Raw genomic sequence first — 14,742 nt, 5'->3', positions numbered from 1 at the left:
GGTTTCAAAGAAAATATAGACGTTTAGTGGTTCGTTGGGAACGTCAATCTCTTGTTTTTGATGGTTTTTTGACTTTGGCAACTATTCATATGTGGATTACCAAAATCATATTAGTGGGATAGGTTCATGTGTTCTTTTATTAAATAAAATATAGAAACCCGATCGTTAATTTAGTATTCCCCTTCTGAATGATGCCCTAAAGGATTAGCTTCGCGTCAATTATGAAGGATGAATGGGGAAATATAAGTTAGTAATTGCTGAAATACGATCTTGCCTTAAGTAATTCATTATAGCGATTTATCAAAACTGATATACTAATTGAATAATAAGTCAAGTAAGAAATGATGAGGAATGAATGATGAATGAGGAAAGACAACCCAAACAATACGATGCTGTACTGGGTGGTAACAATCCACCTCCTGTAAATGGTTTAGTATTGGGGGGAATAGCAGGGGTTGAAAGGCGTTTGAATAGTAGCGATATCAAAACAAAAATTGCTGCTGTTACTGATGCTTTAGATTATGGCGGTGATGGTATTGATTTGGTTATTGATGCTTTGTCAGACTCTTCTGAGGAATTTCAAATAGCTGCTGCAAAGGTATTAAAACAACAAGGTAATGTTGATGCAAAGCAAGCATTATTAAACTATAACCCTCATTTATTTGTTACTACTTTAAAAGATTGGAATCAAATTAGATTTAACCCTGAAGTTGGAATTAAAAATCAAATAGACAATGCCTATATATTAAATTTAGAAGTAATAGAAAGACGTTTAGGGCGCAGACAAAGAGGTGTTTCTATAAATCATAATTTAGATGTAATTAATTCTCTATTACAACAGCCACAAATCTCTCAAATAGAAGCATTAATTTGTAATATAGAATGGGATTACTGGAATGAACATAAACAATTTGGCTTTTTCCTAGAAGCTATATGTGATGCCAAAGATAAATTATCTAGCTTAAGAGCATTATTTATTGGAGATAGAGAAGAACATCAGTTTAGAAAATCTAAAATTGATATATTTGATATTACACCAATTTTAAAAGCTTATCCCAATCTCGAAGTATTAAAAGTAAGAGGGCGTTTTAGTGAATATCCTTTAGAATGTGAAGGATTTAGACACGAACATCTCAAAACGTTAATTATTGAAACTGCCGATTTAAGCGAACATAATTTAACTCAGATTCTCAATTTAGATTTACCCGCACTGGAATATTTAGAAATTTGGTTGGGAAGACAAATTAGTTATTATCCCGATGATAATAGTCACATTAGAAAAATGCTAGCTAACTTGTTAAAAGACGATTCTTTTCCAAATCTTAAATACTTAGGATTAAAAAGTTCCGAACCAGCAGATATTATTGCTGAAGAAATTACTAACTCTTCTCTTTTAGCTCGTCTGGCTATTTTAGATTTATCGATGGGATGTTTAACGGATAGAGGTTATTCATTATTAAAAAATCATCTTAAAGCAGAAAAATTATATGCTCTCAGGATTGATATTGGTGGTGCTTACTATGACTATGAAGGAGAAACAAGTTTCATTCAAGATGAAGGCGATCGCTATTATGCTTTGTATGAATAATTTTGAAAATAAAATAGGATATTAATCACTATGAATTCAACTTCTTGTTTACAATTACAGCATATCCATACATTGGATATTGATGTAAATTGGGATAAATTCAACAGGGACTAAATTCGATTCTAACAATCGCGATGATTACTATTATATTGAAACTATTACGGGAAGCTAACCCACGGCAAGATTTGGGTTTAAGTTTATGACTGTTAACTTCGTTTACTATTTTTTATTTATTTTTCTAGATAGCTGTTGACGTTAATTATCGAAAGACATATATAATTATAGTATCAAAACAAAAAACACTATTTTTTAACAATGACGAATCAAAATCCAACCCAAGGATACGAAGCGGGAATATTCAATCAATTAGTTAAAGTTTCTGAAGAAAACGCAGTAATTAAGTACAAACTAGAATTAGTTGAAGTTCAAGTTAGTAAAATTCCTACTGTTGAAAATCGGCTCGACGCTATTGAAGTTAGAGTTAATAAAATACCTGGAATTGAAAGCCAAATTAAAGGCTCAGACGATCGCTTACAAAAAATCGAACTCGCTGGATAATTATCACGATCGTTATTGGGATTATAATTAATATTTTCTCCACTCCAATAGTAGCTAATTTATTCAACTAGAAAGGTTGCCAGTAAGGACAAAACAGGACACTACTCCTAAAATTCTTACTGGCATTTTTATAATATTATTTATCAAAAATTATGGCAACAGCAAAATCACAAGCAAAATGGTACGAGCGATCTCTTAAAGGATTGGTGGCATTAAATCCTATTTGTCCTGTCTGCAACAAACGCTGTCGAGCAGATAGTTCTAAAGCTCCCTATCACACCCAATGCTGGCGTAAAACTGATGAGGGAAGGGAATATATGAGAGAAATGAAGCGGAAGTCTAGAGAGAAACTGTAGATAGCTATTAAAGAATGAATTAGGAATTATGAATGATGAATTGGGAATGAGGAATGATGAATGAGGAAAGAAATCCAAGTGAATACGATCTCGTACTTGGTGGTGATAATCCTCCTCCTGTAGATGGTTTGGTGTTGGGAGGTATTGAAGGAGTTAAACGTAAATTTAGTAGTAGTAATACTGATAAAGAAACGATTCGTATCTTTAAAGAAGCCCTCAAATATGATGATATAGGAAAGGATTGGCTATATGAAATTCTCGAAACTGCGACGGGAGAAATTCAATGGATTGCTGCTGTAGTACTTTCAGAAATAGCGAATAAACCTTATAAGAGATTATTTTATCAATGGGAAAAGCGATCGAGTTTACCTCAAATTATTTCTATAACTAAAAAAGATACTAAAAAAGTTATTAAAAAGAAAGATAACCTAAAAATTATTTTAGAATTAGTACCAAGCGATCGAGAAAAACAATTAGTAGAATACTTTAAAAATACTATTCTGGAGAATAGAGGACAATGGCATATCTGGAGAAAAAAATATTCTCAGTATATGCTCTATTTAAGAGGGATAGACTTATGTGAATGTGATTTAAGAAAAATAAATCTAAGTAACATAAATCTAGTTAATGCTAATTTTAAAAGAGCTAATTTACCTGCTGTGAATTTGACTGGTTCGATTCTTTGTTATGCAAATCTTAGTCAAACTAATTTATATATAGCTATTTTAAAGCAAGTAGATTTTAGAAAAGCAAATCTTAAAAAAGCAAGATTATATGGTGAAAAAATCATACAATGTCATTTTGGTGAAGCCAATTTATATAATGTAGATTGCGAAAATTATTGTTTTAAAAAATCAATATTCACTAATGCAAATCTAAGTTATTCCAGCCTAATTTATAGCGATTTTAGAGATGTAATTATAGATAAAGCAAATTTTTTCGCTGCAAATTTTAGACGCGCTAATATTAGTGGTCTAGATTTTAAAGGCTTAAATATAAGATATGCGAATTTTGCTCGTTCGATTCGTAAAAAAACTAACTTCAAAGGTGCGTATTTTAAAGGCGCACATTTTAGTGATGATTATTATGAACCTGGATGGGAATAATCTTAGAAGGATGAATTAGGAATTATTAATGATGAATGAGGAAAGAAAACCCCAAGAATATGATGTTGTTTTGGGTGGTAATAATTCACCTCCTCTAGATGGTTTGGTATTGGGAGGAATTGAAGGAGTTAAGCGTCGCTTTGATAAAGCTAATTCTGAAGAAGATAAAATCACTCTTCTTAAAGAAGCACTTAAATATAGTGAAGTAGGAGAAGATTGGTTATTTGAAATTCTTGAAACCAAAACTGGCGATATTCTATGGGAGTCATTTAACTTATTGTGGAAAATTTTTGATGATAATCAAAGACAACAATTAATCAAATATTTTCCTAAGCTTATTAAAGATGATGTACATAAGTGGAATATTTGGCGAATTGACAATCCTAATATACAGCTAGATCTGAGTAATACTGATTTTTATAAAGCCAATCTAAGTTGTATAAATCTTAGTAATATAAATCTTAGTAAATCGAATTTTATTCAAGCCAATCTGAGTAATTCAAATTTAAGTAATTCAAATCTTTCTTGGGCAAATTTAAGTGAAGCTATTTTAAATCATACAGACCTTTCCTTTGCAGATTTAAGCAATACATATTTAATGAATTCAGAACTTTATTATGCCAATTTAGATAGAGCAAATTTTCATAATTCTATCTTGACTGGTTCTAATTTAAGCTGGGGAAAACTCAATAACACCAAATTTAAAAATGCAGATTTAAGTTGGGCTAATTTAACTAAAGCAAATTTGTACAATGCCAATTTAACTAGAGCAAATTTATATCAATCTAATTTAACGCACGTTGTTTTTCAGGAAACAAATATAAGTTGGGCTAATTTTGAAGGTGCAAATATAGATCGGGTACATATTAGAGAAAAAATTGATTGGGATTACTATGAAAGCTCTTGTGAATAAAATAAATTTATCATTCATCCTTCAAAAAAATGCCTCTTAACTTCATAGTAATCGCCAACCCTGAAAATCGTCGCGTCAGTTTCTTACAACAAGCCTTAGAACATTTTAATCTTCCTGCTGCTAAAATTATTACCTACGCAGATTTGATTGCAGGAAAAGCCAAACTAGACTGCTTTAATTATCCTAACCATATCATTCGCTTTGATTCTCCCGAAAGAAACTTTGAGACAGAAAAAGCAGTATTAGCTATGGGTGCGGATATTGCTGGTAGTCATAGAAGAATTAGTAAAGAAGATTTAGTTAATTTAGAATTCGATAAAGGGCGCATTCGCTATCCCCGTCAGTGGTATCTAGGGTGGAAACATTTATTACAGCAATGGGAGAAACAAATACAGTGTCGGGTAATGAATTCTCCTGCTGATATTATTACCATGTTCGATAAACCCGCATCCCATCAGTTGTTTGTTAATAATAATATTCCTGTTGCGCGATCGCTTGGTATAATAAATTCATACGAACAATTAAAAGAGGCGATGTCTGCTCAAAATTGTTCCCGCGTCTTCGTTAAACTAGCGAATGGCTCATCTGCTTCTGGTGTGATGGCGTATCAAATATATCCCAGGGGAGAATCAGCAATTACAACAGTAGAAAGAGTTAGAGAAGATGGTGAAACCCTGCTATATAACTCCCGTCGCATCCGTAACTATACTAAGTCAGAAGAAATAGCAGATATCATTAATATCCTCTCTTTAGAATCCGTACAAGTAGAAGAATGGCTACCAAAAGCAAGGATAAATAATCGCCCCTTTGATTTACGAGTAGTCGTAATAGCAGGGGAAGCACAACATCTCGTAATGCGTATCGGTAAAAGCCCCATGACGAATTTACATTTAGGAAGCGATCGCGATAACTATGATACCTTTATTAGTATAGTGGGGCAATCTAACTGGCTCAAGATGAAACATACTTGTGAAGCTGCTGCTGCGGTTTTTCCCAATAGTTTATACTGCGGTATCGATTTACTGGTTTATCCCGACTTACAACGTCACAGTATCATCGAAATTAATGCTTTTGGGGATCTAATCCCTGGTACAACTTATCAAGGGATGGATACTTATACCAGTGAAGTTAAAGCCATGTTGAGAAGGATGAATGAGGAATTATGAATGAGGAATGAGGAATGATGAAGGATGAATGATGAATGATGAAGTGTTATTTTGTTTTTCGTCGGAGATTGTTTTGCTTTGCTTTTTTAACTGAAGCAACTAGAATAGCCGTTAATTCATCTGATTCTTGTAAAAGTAAGTTTAGCCTTGCTTGGGATACTAAACCAGATTCAATCAATAATTCTAACCAGTAAACAGTTTCTTCTAACTCTTGTAATCCACCTTCAATTTTACTAATGAATTCTGCATGAGATCTACTACGACAAGCTTCTCGATAATGCGCGCCAACAGATGTACCAGATCGCCAAACTTGTTTTCCCAGTACTTGTGCTACTGTCTCTTTAGGCAAAGAAGAATAAACCCTAATAATTCGCAAAGCAAAACTTTTTGTTCTCCTCTTCAAATCTTCACTCATACAATCCAATCTCTATCAAAAGCCACATATTTTTCTGCTCTTATACTGCCCAACTTTAAATCAAAAAACTCATCATTCCTCATTCATCTCCCTTCGAGGACGTAGTGATTTATCATTCACCATTCATCATTTATCATTTCCCAAACTTCATCATTTCTAATTCATCCTTCCGAAAAATATGCTTAACATGAATCAAATAGTTGGTAAATATGACATCTTATTTATCACTTTAGATACTCTACGTTATGATGTCGCTCAACAATTATTTGAAGCTGGAAAAACTCCTAACTTAGCGAAAGTTTTACCTACAACTGGATGGAAAAAAAGACATACACCAGGAAGTTTTACCTATGCAGCCCATCATGCTTTTTTTGCTGGTTTTTTACCTACTCCCATAACACCAGGAAGACACCCTCGTTTGTTTGCGGTAAAGTTTGAGGGAAGCAGCACCACAACTGAAGATACTTATGTTTTTAATAGCGATAATATTGTTAGTGGATTGGCTGAAATTGGTTATAAGACTGTATGTATTGGTGGCGTAGGTTTTTTTAATAAACTAACTCCTTTAAGTCAGGTTTTACCTAATTTATTTCAAGAGAGTTATTGGAGTCGCGAGTTAGGAGTTACCGAGATTAATTCTCCTGAAAATCAAATTAATTTAGCTAAAGATATTTTAGAAACAACCTCTCAAGATAAAAGACTATTTTTGTTTATTAATATCTCCGCATTTCATCAACCTAATTATTTTTATTTAAACAATAGCAAACAAGATACGATCAAGTCTCATAGTGCAGCATTAGAATATGTCGATAGTCAAATAAACAAACTATGGGATACTGTTAAAAAAAGAAGTCCTACTTTCTGTATTTTATGCTCCGATCACGGTACGGCTTATGGCGAAAATGGCTATATTGGTCATCGGATTAGTGATGAAACTGTTTGGACTGTTCCTTATTTTGAGGGAATTTTAGAAGGATGAATGAGGAATGAGGAATGATGAATTATAATCGCTGATTGGTAGATACTTTGTGATTTGTCTTGCTTCTTTATTACGTACTAGCAAGGAAAGTTATTTCATTTTGCTGGAAACCCTATCTATTGCGACAGACTGTTCTTTGCACACTTTTCCACCGTGACCATAGTATCTCATCAACTGTCAATAGTCAAGCTAATTTTCAATTTATTTTTTTGACTTTTATTGAAGCTCAAAATTTAAAGCGATCTCAAAGAGATCTGCTTCGCAGACCGCGAATATTCCTGATTTTGTCAAACTAAAGCGATCCTATTTTATCTAGTCTTCTTAAGAAGACTTTTTGTCTTTAGTCAGAGATTTGAATGTCTGGCGTTTCTTATAAAGATAAAACACTTTAGAAATAAGATGATAATACAATTAATACTTTTATTCTCTCACAGAACAATAGCGACCATGAGGATTACCTGGATAGCCCATTCTCTGCTCTCCAAAAATTGTTATACAATCTAGTTGTAAAAGTTCTGGCATCCTTAAATCTAATCTTCTACCAAGCCAATTATCAGAAATATTGAGAGTATCTAATTCATTTACTGCCGAACAATTTACTAAAGCTTCAGCACCTTCAATATCTAAAGTTCCTAAAGATAAATCCAATTCGATCAAACGCTTTATTAAAGGATATTTAACTAATTCAAAAACAATTTCATTAGTATATTCTGCATTACGCAAGCCTAAATGTCTTAAATTAGGAAATGCTTCCCCTTTAATAATCGGTATTAAATCATCGACAGTAGAAGTTCCACCATATTCTTCTGTTCCCATCCATAACTCTAAATATTCTAATGCTGGTAAATCTAAAGCACATAATCCATTAATTGCTTCGCGAGGTAAACCACCTGATTCTATTCTTATTACTTTTAATTTATCGTGCTTTTTTGAATATCCCGAATTGAATCTTAAACCTTGACCGCCTCTAAGATGTAAAATTTCTAAATTAGGATATACTGCTAATATCGGACTGATATCAGACTGTTCGATACTAGAAATCATCATATCTCTATCTTCAATATCTCCAATAAATAAAGCTTTCAAATTTGGTATTTGTTCGCTACTATCGAAAAGAGTATTAACAATATCATAAAGCTCATTAGATGAATCTAAATTCCAAAATCCATAACCAAAAACCAGAGCTTCTAGTTTGTTTATTTTAGGGTTTTGAATTAATAGATTGAATTGTTTTGTTATTTTTTCTCGTTTTTGTGAGCTACTCCTCCAAGATCGATCTCTTAAAGCATAAGCTGTATTAACAGGATCGGTAATTCCTTTTTCTATATTAAAATCTTCTACTTTTCGATGAGCAAATATTTTACTATGAGAAGTAGGAAGTTTACCTCGATCATAGGGATATTCAAAATCTGACCAAAACTTGTAATTATTTACTGCATCTTTAGCTTTCTTTTCATCTCTTTGCTGCAACAAGCGATCAGCATTTTGCCTAACTTCTCTTCTATAATTACTCAGAGCATCAATAACTAAATCTAAACCAACATCCCCATAATTAAATGCTTCTGACAACGCGCTGATTTGGGATTGAATATTATCACTAGCTAATCGACTTTTCACTCCTTCAATACCTCCTAAGACAGCACCATCAACAGGAGGAGGATTATTCCCACCTAAAACTAAATCGTATTCTTTAGGCTTTATTTTATGCGAAGCGGTATCCTTTAGGGCGTCATTCATAATTCCTAATTCATCCCTTATGCGCGATGCGTAGCGAGTCCTAAGGCGGAAGCGGTATCCTTTAGGACATCATTCATCCTTTAAAAAAGAAGACATAAACAAGATGCTCGCATTATCATGGAACATACTTTAGATTACCCATTTTAATCTTATTTTTTTGTGCAATTGCGATCGCAACTCTTGTAGTTTATGTAATATATAATTACGCATTAAGATTAGGACATTGTAAGGCTATACATAGCAACACCCAACATTTTCCAATCTCAAACCAACAGATAAATTTCCGAGCGAAAAATTCATCATTCATCATTCATCCTTCTAATGACTTATTCCTCATCCCCTCCAACAAACAAACTATCCCAATTATTAACAGCGTCACCCTATCAAACCTATGTCTATTCCTATCCCCACAAGACAGCATATCGCCCCTTAAATCCACCAATAAAGTTATCAGATGTTTGGAGTAGGGAAAACCGCGACGCATTATTTCTCTATATTCATATTCCCTTCTGTGAAATGCGCTGTGGTTTTTGTAATCTGTTTACGATGGTGCAAAAAGATGAGGATTTTGTCAGTCAATATGTAAATACATTAAAGAGACAGTCGCAAAGGGTTAAACAGGCTTTAGGAGAGTCAAAATTTACCCGTTTTGCATTGGGAGGAGGGACGCCAACTAGATTATCTTTGGGTCGGTTAAAAGCGGTGTTAGATATCGCTGAGAATACTATGGATGCTGATTTACAAGCCATACCAGGCTCAGTAGAAGTATCTCCAGAAACCGCAACTGAAGATAAATTAAACTTGCTACGCGATCGCGGTATTGATAGAATAAGTATCGGGGTGCAAAGTTTTATCGATGCGGAAGTTTTAGCCATCCAACGCCGTCAACAAGCAACACAAGTACAAGCAACTCTCACAAGTATTAAAGATGCTGGTTTTCCTACTCTAAATATCGATCTGATTTATGGCTTACCAGGGCAAACTATAGATACTTGGTTGTATTCATTGCATCAAGCTTTATCTTTTCAACCAGAAGAGATTTATCTTTACCCATTATATGTGCGTCCATTAACGGGGATGGATTGTACCAATAAGGAATGGGATGATATTAGACTAGCTTGTTATCGCGAAGGAAGAAATTTATTATTGGCACAAGGATATCAGCAAATCTCCATGCGGATGTTTCAAAAACCGAGTACAACTGATATTTCTGCACCTATATACTGTTGTCAAGCCGACGGAATGGTGGGTTTAGGTTGCGGTGCGCGTTCTTATACGAAACAATTACATTATGCTAGTGAGTATGCGGTGGGTGCAAAATCGATTGAATCCCTTTTGCAAGCATACCTTAATATGCCTACAGATTCTTTTGACTATATCGATTACGGTTTTACTTTAGATACTGAAGATCGTCAGCGTCGCTATATATTAATATCTCTACTGTCTGATGAAGGTTTGAGTTTCAAGCAATACCGTCAGAACTTTACCACAGAATTATTTACCGACTATCCTGAATTAACCGAATTACTAGCTCTTAAGTTAGCCACAAAAGATGGAGATACTATTAGCTTAACTGAATTGGGTATCGAGCGTTCTGATATTATTGGCTATTGTTTTTTTTCCAATAGAGTACGTCAGTTAATGACAGAATACGAGCTTAAGTAAGAAAGACAAATAATGAATATTAAATAATTATGGTTTTAAAAAATAATAATATTATTGTTAAAGTTAGAAAATATCTGATGTTAACCTTCTTTCGTGAGAAGTCCCTCGATTTATCGAGTAGATGAATCACCAACTAGGTTTATTGGGCAAGGGTATTAAGTTTTACTATTGATAAAATACAATTGTAGTCTATATTAAAACTCTATTTGATAGAGCTTTTGTTGGTTGTATGATATTTTTCAATTAGCTTGATATAGATGAAATTCTTCAGTACTACCCTAAAGCGATGACTTGAAACGATATTATCGGTAGCTGAAGTATGAATAATGTCGCTAAAACAAAAAACGTTTGAATAGAACGTTCTAATTGAATTCAAAAATAATGAGGTAAAGACGGCAAATCATGCTTTTAAACTTCCAGAACTCTACAGAGATACAAGAAAAAGAATTATCATGTGATTTTGGTTACGGGGAGATGAAAAATTTCTCCTCGAAATGTCTCGTTTGTGGACAGTTTCACAATACAGAAGACCACTGGAAGTTTATGGCAGATATGCCAAGTAAGCCAGATAGTCTGATTGCTGATTTGATGAAGATGGGCGCATATAACCAGCAAGCTTTAGATATTGCTGACAGTATTAGCAAAGCTGACTTGCAAAAAGCATTATTTTTGAAAATGGCTGGACAAGGTAATGCGAAACGGGAACGCTTAGTTAACGAACTAATTAAACAAGCAGGAGGCTTAAACGAAGCTTTTGCAGCAGCATTTGGTCACAAGTCCGACGAGTTTTTTAACGATGCTATTCGTAGTGGTGGCTTTACCCGTCGCCGATTTTTAAGAAATGTCGCCATCGGTGCAGCATTGGTCACTTTAGCAAGCTGTAACAACTCAAATCAAGCTCCAGAAGCTACTACTGAAGGGCAACCAGTGGATACTTCTAGCTTAGAAAAAACTGACCTTACAGTGGCATTTCTGCCCATAACCTGTGCAAGTCCCATCATTATGTCCGATCCCTTGGGCTTCTATAAAAAACATGGCTTGAATGTCGAATTAAGAAAATATGCCAGTTGGTCAGTAGTGCGAGACGCAGCGATCGCAGGTGAGTTAGACGCCTATCATATGTTAGCACCCATGCCAATTGCCATGAGTTTGGGTTTAGGTTCAACAGCCTTCCCTGTCAAACTTGCCAGTATTGAAAACAATAATGGTCAGGGTATTGCCGTAGCAAACAAGCACAAAGGTAAAGTTAAAAGTGCTGCTGATTTTAAAGGCTTTACTATTGGTATTCCTTACGACTATTCCAACCACAATTTAATTTTGCGCTATTATTTGGCTGCTGGAGGTGTAAATCCCGATCGAGATATTAAAACTATTGTCTTGCCTCCTCCAGATGCGATCGCTAAAATGGCAACAGGACAAATCGATGCCTTTATCTTGCCTGATAACTTTACTCAAAGGGTAGTCCATGATGATATTGGTTTTATTCACATTTTGACCAAAGATATCTGGGAAAGTCATCCTTGTTGTGCCTTTACTGCTAGTAACGAATGGATTGACAGCTATCCCAACACCTTTAGAGCATTAAACAAAGCAATTATTGATGGCGCAAACTATGCCAATAAACCAGAAAACCGTAAAGAAATAGCTGCTGCGATCGCTCCTAGACAATACCTCAATCAACCAGTCGAAGTCTTAGAAGCCGTAATGACTGGCAAATTTGATGATGGACAAGGGAACAGTTTAGATATACCAGATCGCATTAAATTCGATCCTTATCCTTGGAAGAGTTTTGCTACTTGGATTTCTACCCAATTAGTGCGTTGGGATTATTTGCCAGAAGAAAAAGCCAATTACCAGCAAATCGGCGAACAAATATTTCTCACCGATCTAGCCAGAGAATTAGCCGAAGAATTGGGCACAGAGCCACCACAAGAGCTATTGAAAGTAGAAAAGCTTCAATTTGATGAATTAGACCCTCAGAATCCTCAAGCTTATTTGAAAGAACAAATAGATAAGTTTGGTTTTTAAACTACATCTAATCCGATCGACTCTCTTCCACAATAAGTTTGAGGACTGCGATCTTATTCCGTAACCAATATTGGTAAATATGTAGCTGTTGAAGTATAGATTATAGTTGCTTCATGTGTAGCAATAGCAATACCTGTGATATTTAGGATATTTTTAAAATTGCCATCTACTACATGAAGCACTTGCTACTAAACCGCGTCTATTTTGAAACCCGTAGTTTTTTAGATAACTAATTTAGGGGAAAGGGAAAAGGGAAAAGGGAAAAGGGAAAAAATGAACTACTCTAAACTCCAGTTTTCTATCTGGACGCGGTTTAAATAAGCCAATCGTCTTATTGTCCTGACCTAATTTTGTACGGCTATACAGTTCAAGTAAAACAAATTGCTGTTTTAAATTCGATGCTTAATCGAGCAGCTTCAAACAAAGATAGCCAAACAGTCTTTTCGATCCACAACCCTTTATTGGATTGGGAATCCTCATCGATCCTCTGCGCCTGTGCATCGGTTAAACGCCCGCGATCGAGTTCGATGCCTAGTTTTGGAGTAATGCTTAACAGTTTATCCATCAAGCGATAGCTTGAACCCAAGAGTCCTCCGAAAACACGTCCCTGATTCTTTTCGTCAACACCTCGATTGGATATGGCGAGGTCTCCTCGCCATCCCTCTCGGTCAACAATAACTTCGTCAAATTTGATGGGTAAGTAAAAACCTTCACAATCAGAGTGACACAAAAGATGGCTAGACATCATATACATTTCTTCATCAAGTACGGGATCTTGAGCAGGATCTTCACCTTCAGGGGTTGGTGTTGGTATCCAATCAGGAGCATTCGTGGCACGTGCATAAAAGCGACGCAGGTGATGTAAAAATGAGTATGAATAGGTTGCGATCGCTGTACGGGATTGCATCGACGGAAGTTGTTCTGGCTCTTTGTGTTGAGGAAGCCCTTTTTCTGCGAGAACCTCGTTGACCTTTGAGAGGGATTCTCTTAGCCACTCCGCGCCTTCGGGATCGTGAACGTTTAGATCGGCAAGTCTACCTACTGCAACAGCAAGTCCCATGATGATGTGTCCTCTTGTCGTGTAAATGTTGATTGTGAGACTATATTTATCGTACCTTTAGGTACATAATTTAAGGGTTTTTACATCATCTGCTCTCAAGGTATATTGTTATTAGGCTTACAATGAAGGTAGAGTTAATGCGATCGCATCACCGTTAAAACCATGATCCCAGTTAAACCTCGGTTTCAAAGCTTTGCCGAATATCTGTCTTACGACGATGGCACTGATAAACTTTATGAACTGTTTAATGGAGAGTTGATCGAAGTGCCACACGGGGCTTATAAACGCCTGGGAAACCACAGGCGACAGCCCCTCCAGAATCAGGGGAAAATGTGCAAATTGCTACATTCTTGCTGCTTCAATTCGCCCTACTTGTAGGTTATCGGAGAGTGCGGGGACATGGGTTAGAGCTTGAAGTTAATGGAGAACCCAGAAATCGTTATCCCGATCTCACAATCCTTCGAGAAGAACATATTCAGCAGTTAGCAAAGCGCAATACTCTTCGCCTGAAAATGACTCCTCCTTTATTGGTTATTGAAGTTGTCAGTCCTGGTGAATTGCAACGAGATAGAGATTACATTGCCAAGCGATCTCAGTATCAAGATTGCGGTATTTCCGAATATTGGATTGTCGATCCTGATACTCAAACAGTGATGGTATTAGAACTTGTTGCCAAGACTTACACTGAGGTAGGTAGCTTTTCTGGTTACGAGCAAGTGCGATCCCCGCAGTTTAGAGAACTGAATCTGACCGCAGCACAAATCTTTGCCTCAGCTAATCAGGAATAGCAACTCAAGCTAAAAAATCTTGATTCTAAACTCCAAATTGACTTGCATTGCTTTATCTCAGGCTCTTAATTACGGGTAAAGGAAGATATTCGGCAAGCTCCATTGAAAAAGTTGCCATGTCTGGATATAGCGATCGCGAGTGTTTGGATAGTCTCCTATTTTATCTGATGCAATAGAGATCAATTCTGCACATCCACTGTTTTGTAGAGACTACCCAATCGACGTTGGTGAATAGAAGTATGGTTTATATTCAATTCTGAAATCACCAACGCTCTACAATCTTATGGAAAATTGCGATCGCTTTTATTCGCTGTTACCTCATACTGGAGATAATTAGGGCTTTTTATTAATGAGAAGCTCTACACATAGTCAAATTGGCTAGC

The 14,742-nt window shown here is 35.5% G+C and carries 12 protein-coding genes and 1 pseudogene; 10 read left to right on the top strand and 3 right to left on the bottom strand.

The window, feature by feature from the left end; genetic code table 11:
• Positions 1 to 355: 355 nt before the first annotated feature.
• From H1P_RS22215 to H1P_RS22190, 6 genes are all read left to right on the top strand, one after another.
• A complete protein-coding gene (locus tag H1P_RS22215) occupies positions 356 to 1,588 on the top strand; it encodes a HEAT repeat domain-containing protein (RefSeq protein ID WP_144871447.1) in 1,233 nt (410 codons plus the stop codon).
• A gap of 315 nt (positions 1,589 to 1,903) precedes the next feature.
• Positions 1,904 to 2,146, top strand: coding sequence for a hypothetical protein (locus H1P_RS22210; RefSeq protein ID WP_144871445.1), 243 nt, complete (start codon positions 1,904 to 1,906; stop codon positions 2,144 to 2,146).
• Between the two features lie 152 nt (positions 2,147 to 2,298).
• A complete protein-coding gene (locus tag H1P_RS22205) occupies positions 2,299 to 2,502 on the top strand; it encodes a hypothetical protein (RefSeq protein WP_144871443.1) in 204 nt (67 codons plus the stop codon).
• Positions 2,503 to 2,555: 53 nt separating this feature from the next.
• On the top strand, positions 2,556 to 3,608 hold the full coding sequence (locus tag H1P_RS22200) for a pentapeptide repeat-containing protein (protein WP_144871441.1): 1,053 nt from the start codon (positions 2,556 to 2,558) through the stop codon (positions 3,606 to 3,608).
• A gap of 28 nt (positions 3,609 to 3,636) precedes the next feature.
• The gene (locus H1P_RS22195; RefSeq protein WP_144871439.1) at positions 3,637 to 4,521 is read left to right on the top strand and encodes a pentapeptide repeat-containing protein; all 885 of its coding nucleotides are present in this window, start codon (positions 3,637 to 3,639) and stop codon (positions 4,519 to 4,521) included.
• A gap of 29 nt (positions 4,522 to 4,550) precedes the next feature.
• A complete protein-coding gene (locus tag H1P_RS22190) occupies positions 4,551 to 5,687 on the top strand; it encodes an STM4014 family protein (protein WP_144871437.1) in 1,137 nt (378 codons plus the stop codon).
• 46 nt (positions 5,688 to 5,733) lie between these two features.
• On the opposite strand, the gene H1P_RS22185 is transcribed toward H1P_RS22190, so the two are convergent.
• Positions 5,734 to 6,102, bottom strand: coding sequence for a four helix bundle protein (locus H1P_RS22185; protein WP_144871435.1), 369 nt, complete (start codon positions 6,100 to 6,102; stop codon positions 5,734 to 5,736).
• Positions 6,103 to 6,280: 178 nt separating this feature from the next.
• Between H1P_RS22185 and H1P_RS22180 the strand changes: the two genes are divergently transcribed.
• Positions 6,281 to 7,081: an STM4013/SEN3800 family hydrolase gene (locus H1P_RS22180; protein WP_144871433.1), complete on the top strand. Its 801-nt coding sequence runs from the start codon at positions 6,281 to 6,283 to the stop codon at positions 7,079 to 7,081.
• Positions 7,082 to 7,501: 420 nt separating this feature from the next.
• Here H1P_RS22180 and H1P_RS22175 read toward each other — a convergent pair whose 3' ends face one another.
• Positions 7,502 to 8,818, bottom strand: coding sequence for a HEAT repeat domain-containing protein (locus H1P_RS22175; protein WP_144871431.1), 1,317 nt, complete (start codon positions 8,816 to 8,818; stop codon positions 7,502 to 7,504).
• Between the two features lie 321 nt (positions 8,819 to 9,139).
• Between H1P_RS22175 and H1P_RS22170 the strand changes: the two genes are divergently transcribed.
• Positions 9,140 to 10,483, top strand: a complete 1,344-nt coding sequence (locus H1P_RS22170; RefSeq protein ID WP_144871429.1) for an STM4012 family radical SAM protein — start codon at positions 9,140 to 9,142, stop codon at positions 10,481 to 10,483.
• 402 nt (positions 10,484 to 10,885) lie between these two features.
• Positions 10,886 to 12,511 (top strand): CmpA/NrtA family ABC transporter substrate-binding protein, encoded by a 1,626-nt coding sequence (locus H1P_RS22165; RefSeq protein WP_246141898.1) that lies wholly within the window; start codon positions 10,886 to 10,888, stop codon positions 12,509 to 12,511.
• 367 nt (positions 12,512 to 12,878) lie between these two features.
• Here the strand turns inward: H1P_RS22165 and H1P_RS22160 are convergent, their stop codons facing one another.
• Complete coding sequence (locus H1P_RS22160; protein WP_144871427.1) at positions 12,879 to 13,571, bottom strand: hypothetical protein; 693 nt, start codon at positions 13,569 to 13,571, stop codon at positions 12,879 to 12,881.
• A 162-nt stretch (positions 13,572 to 13,733) separates the two neighbouring features.
• On the opposite strand from H1P_RS22160, the pseudogene H1P_RS22155 reads away from it, so the two are divergent.
• Positions 13,734 to 14,359: pseudogene (locus tag H1P_RS22155) on the top strand (Uma2 family endonuclease).
• The last annotated feature ends 383 nt before the right edge of the window (positions 14,360 to 14,742 follow it).

It is taken from the genome of Hyella patelloides LEGE 07179, assembly GCF_900659865.1.
Lineage (GTDB): Bacteria > Cyanobacteriota > Cyanobacteriia > Cyanobacteriales > Xenococcaceae > Hyella > Hyella patelloides.
The sequence above is the reverse complement of the archived record's forward strand: the minus strand, read 5'-3'. Positions and strand labels throughout refer to the sequence as shown.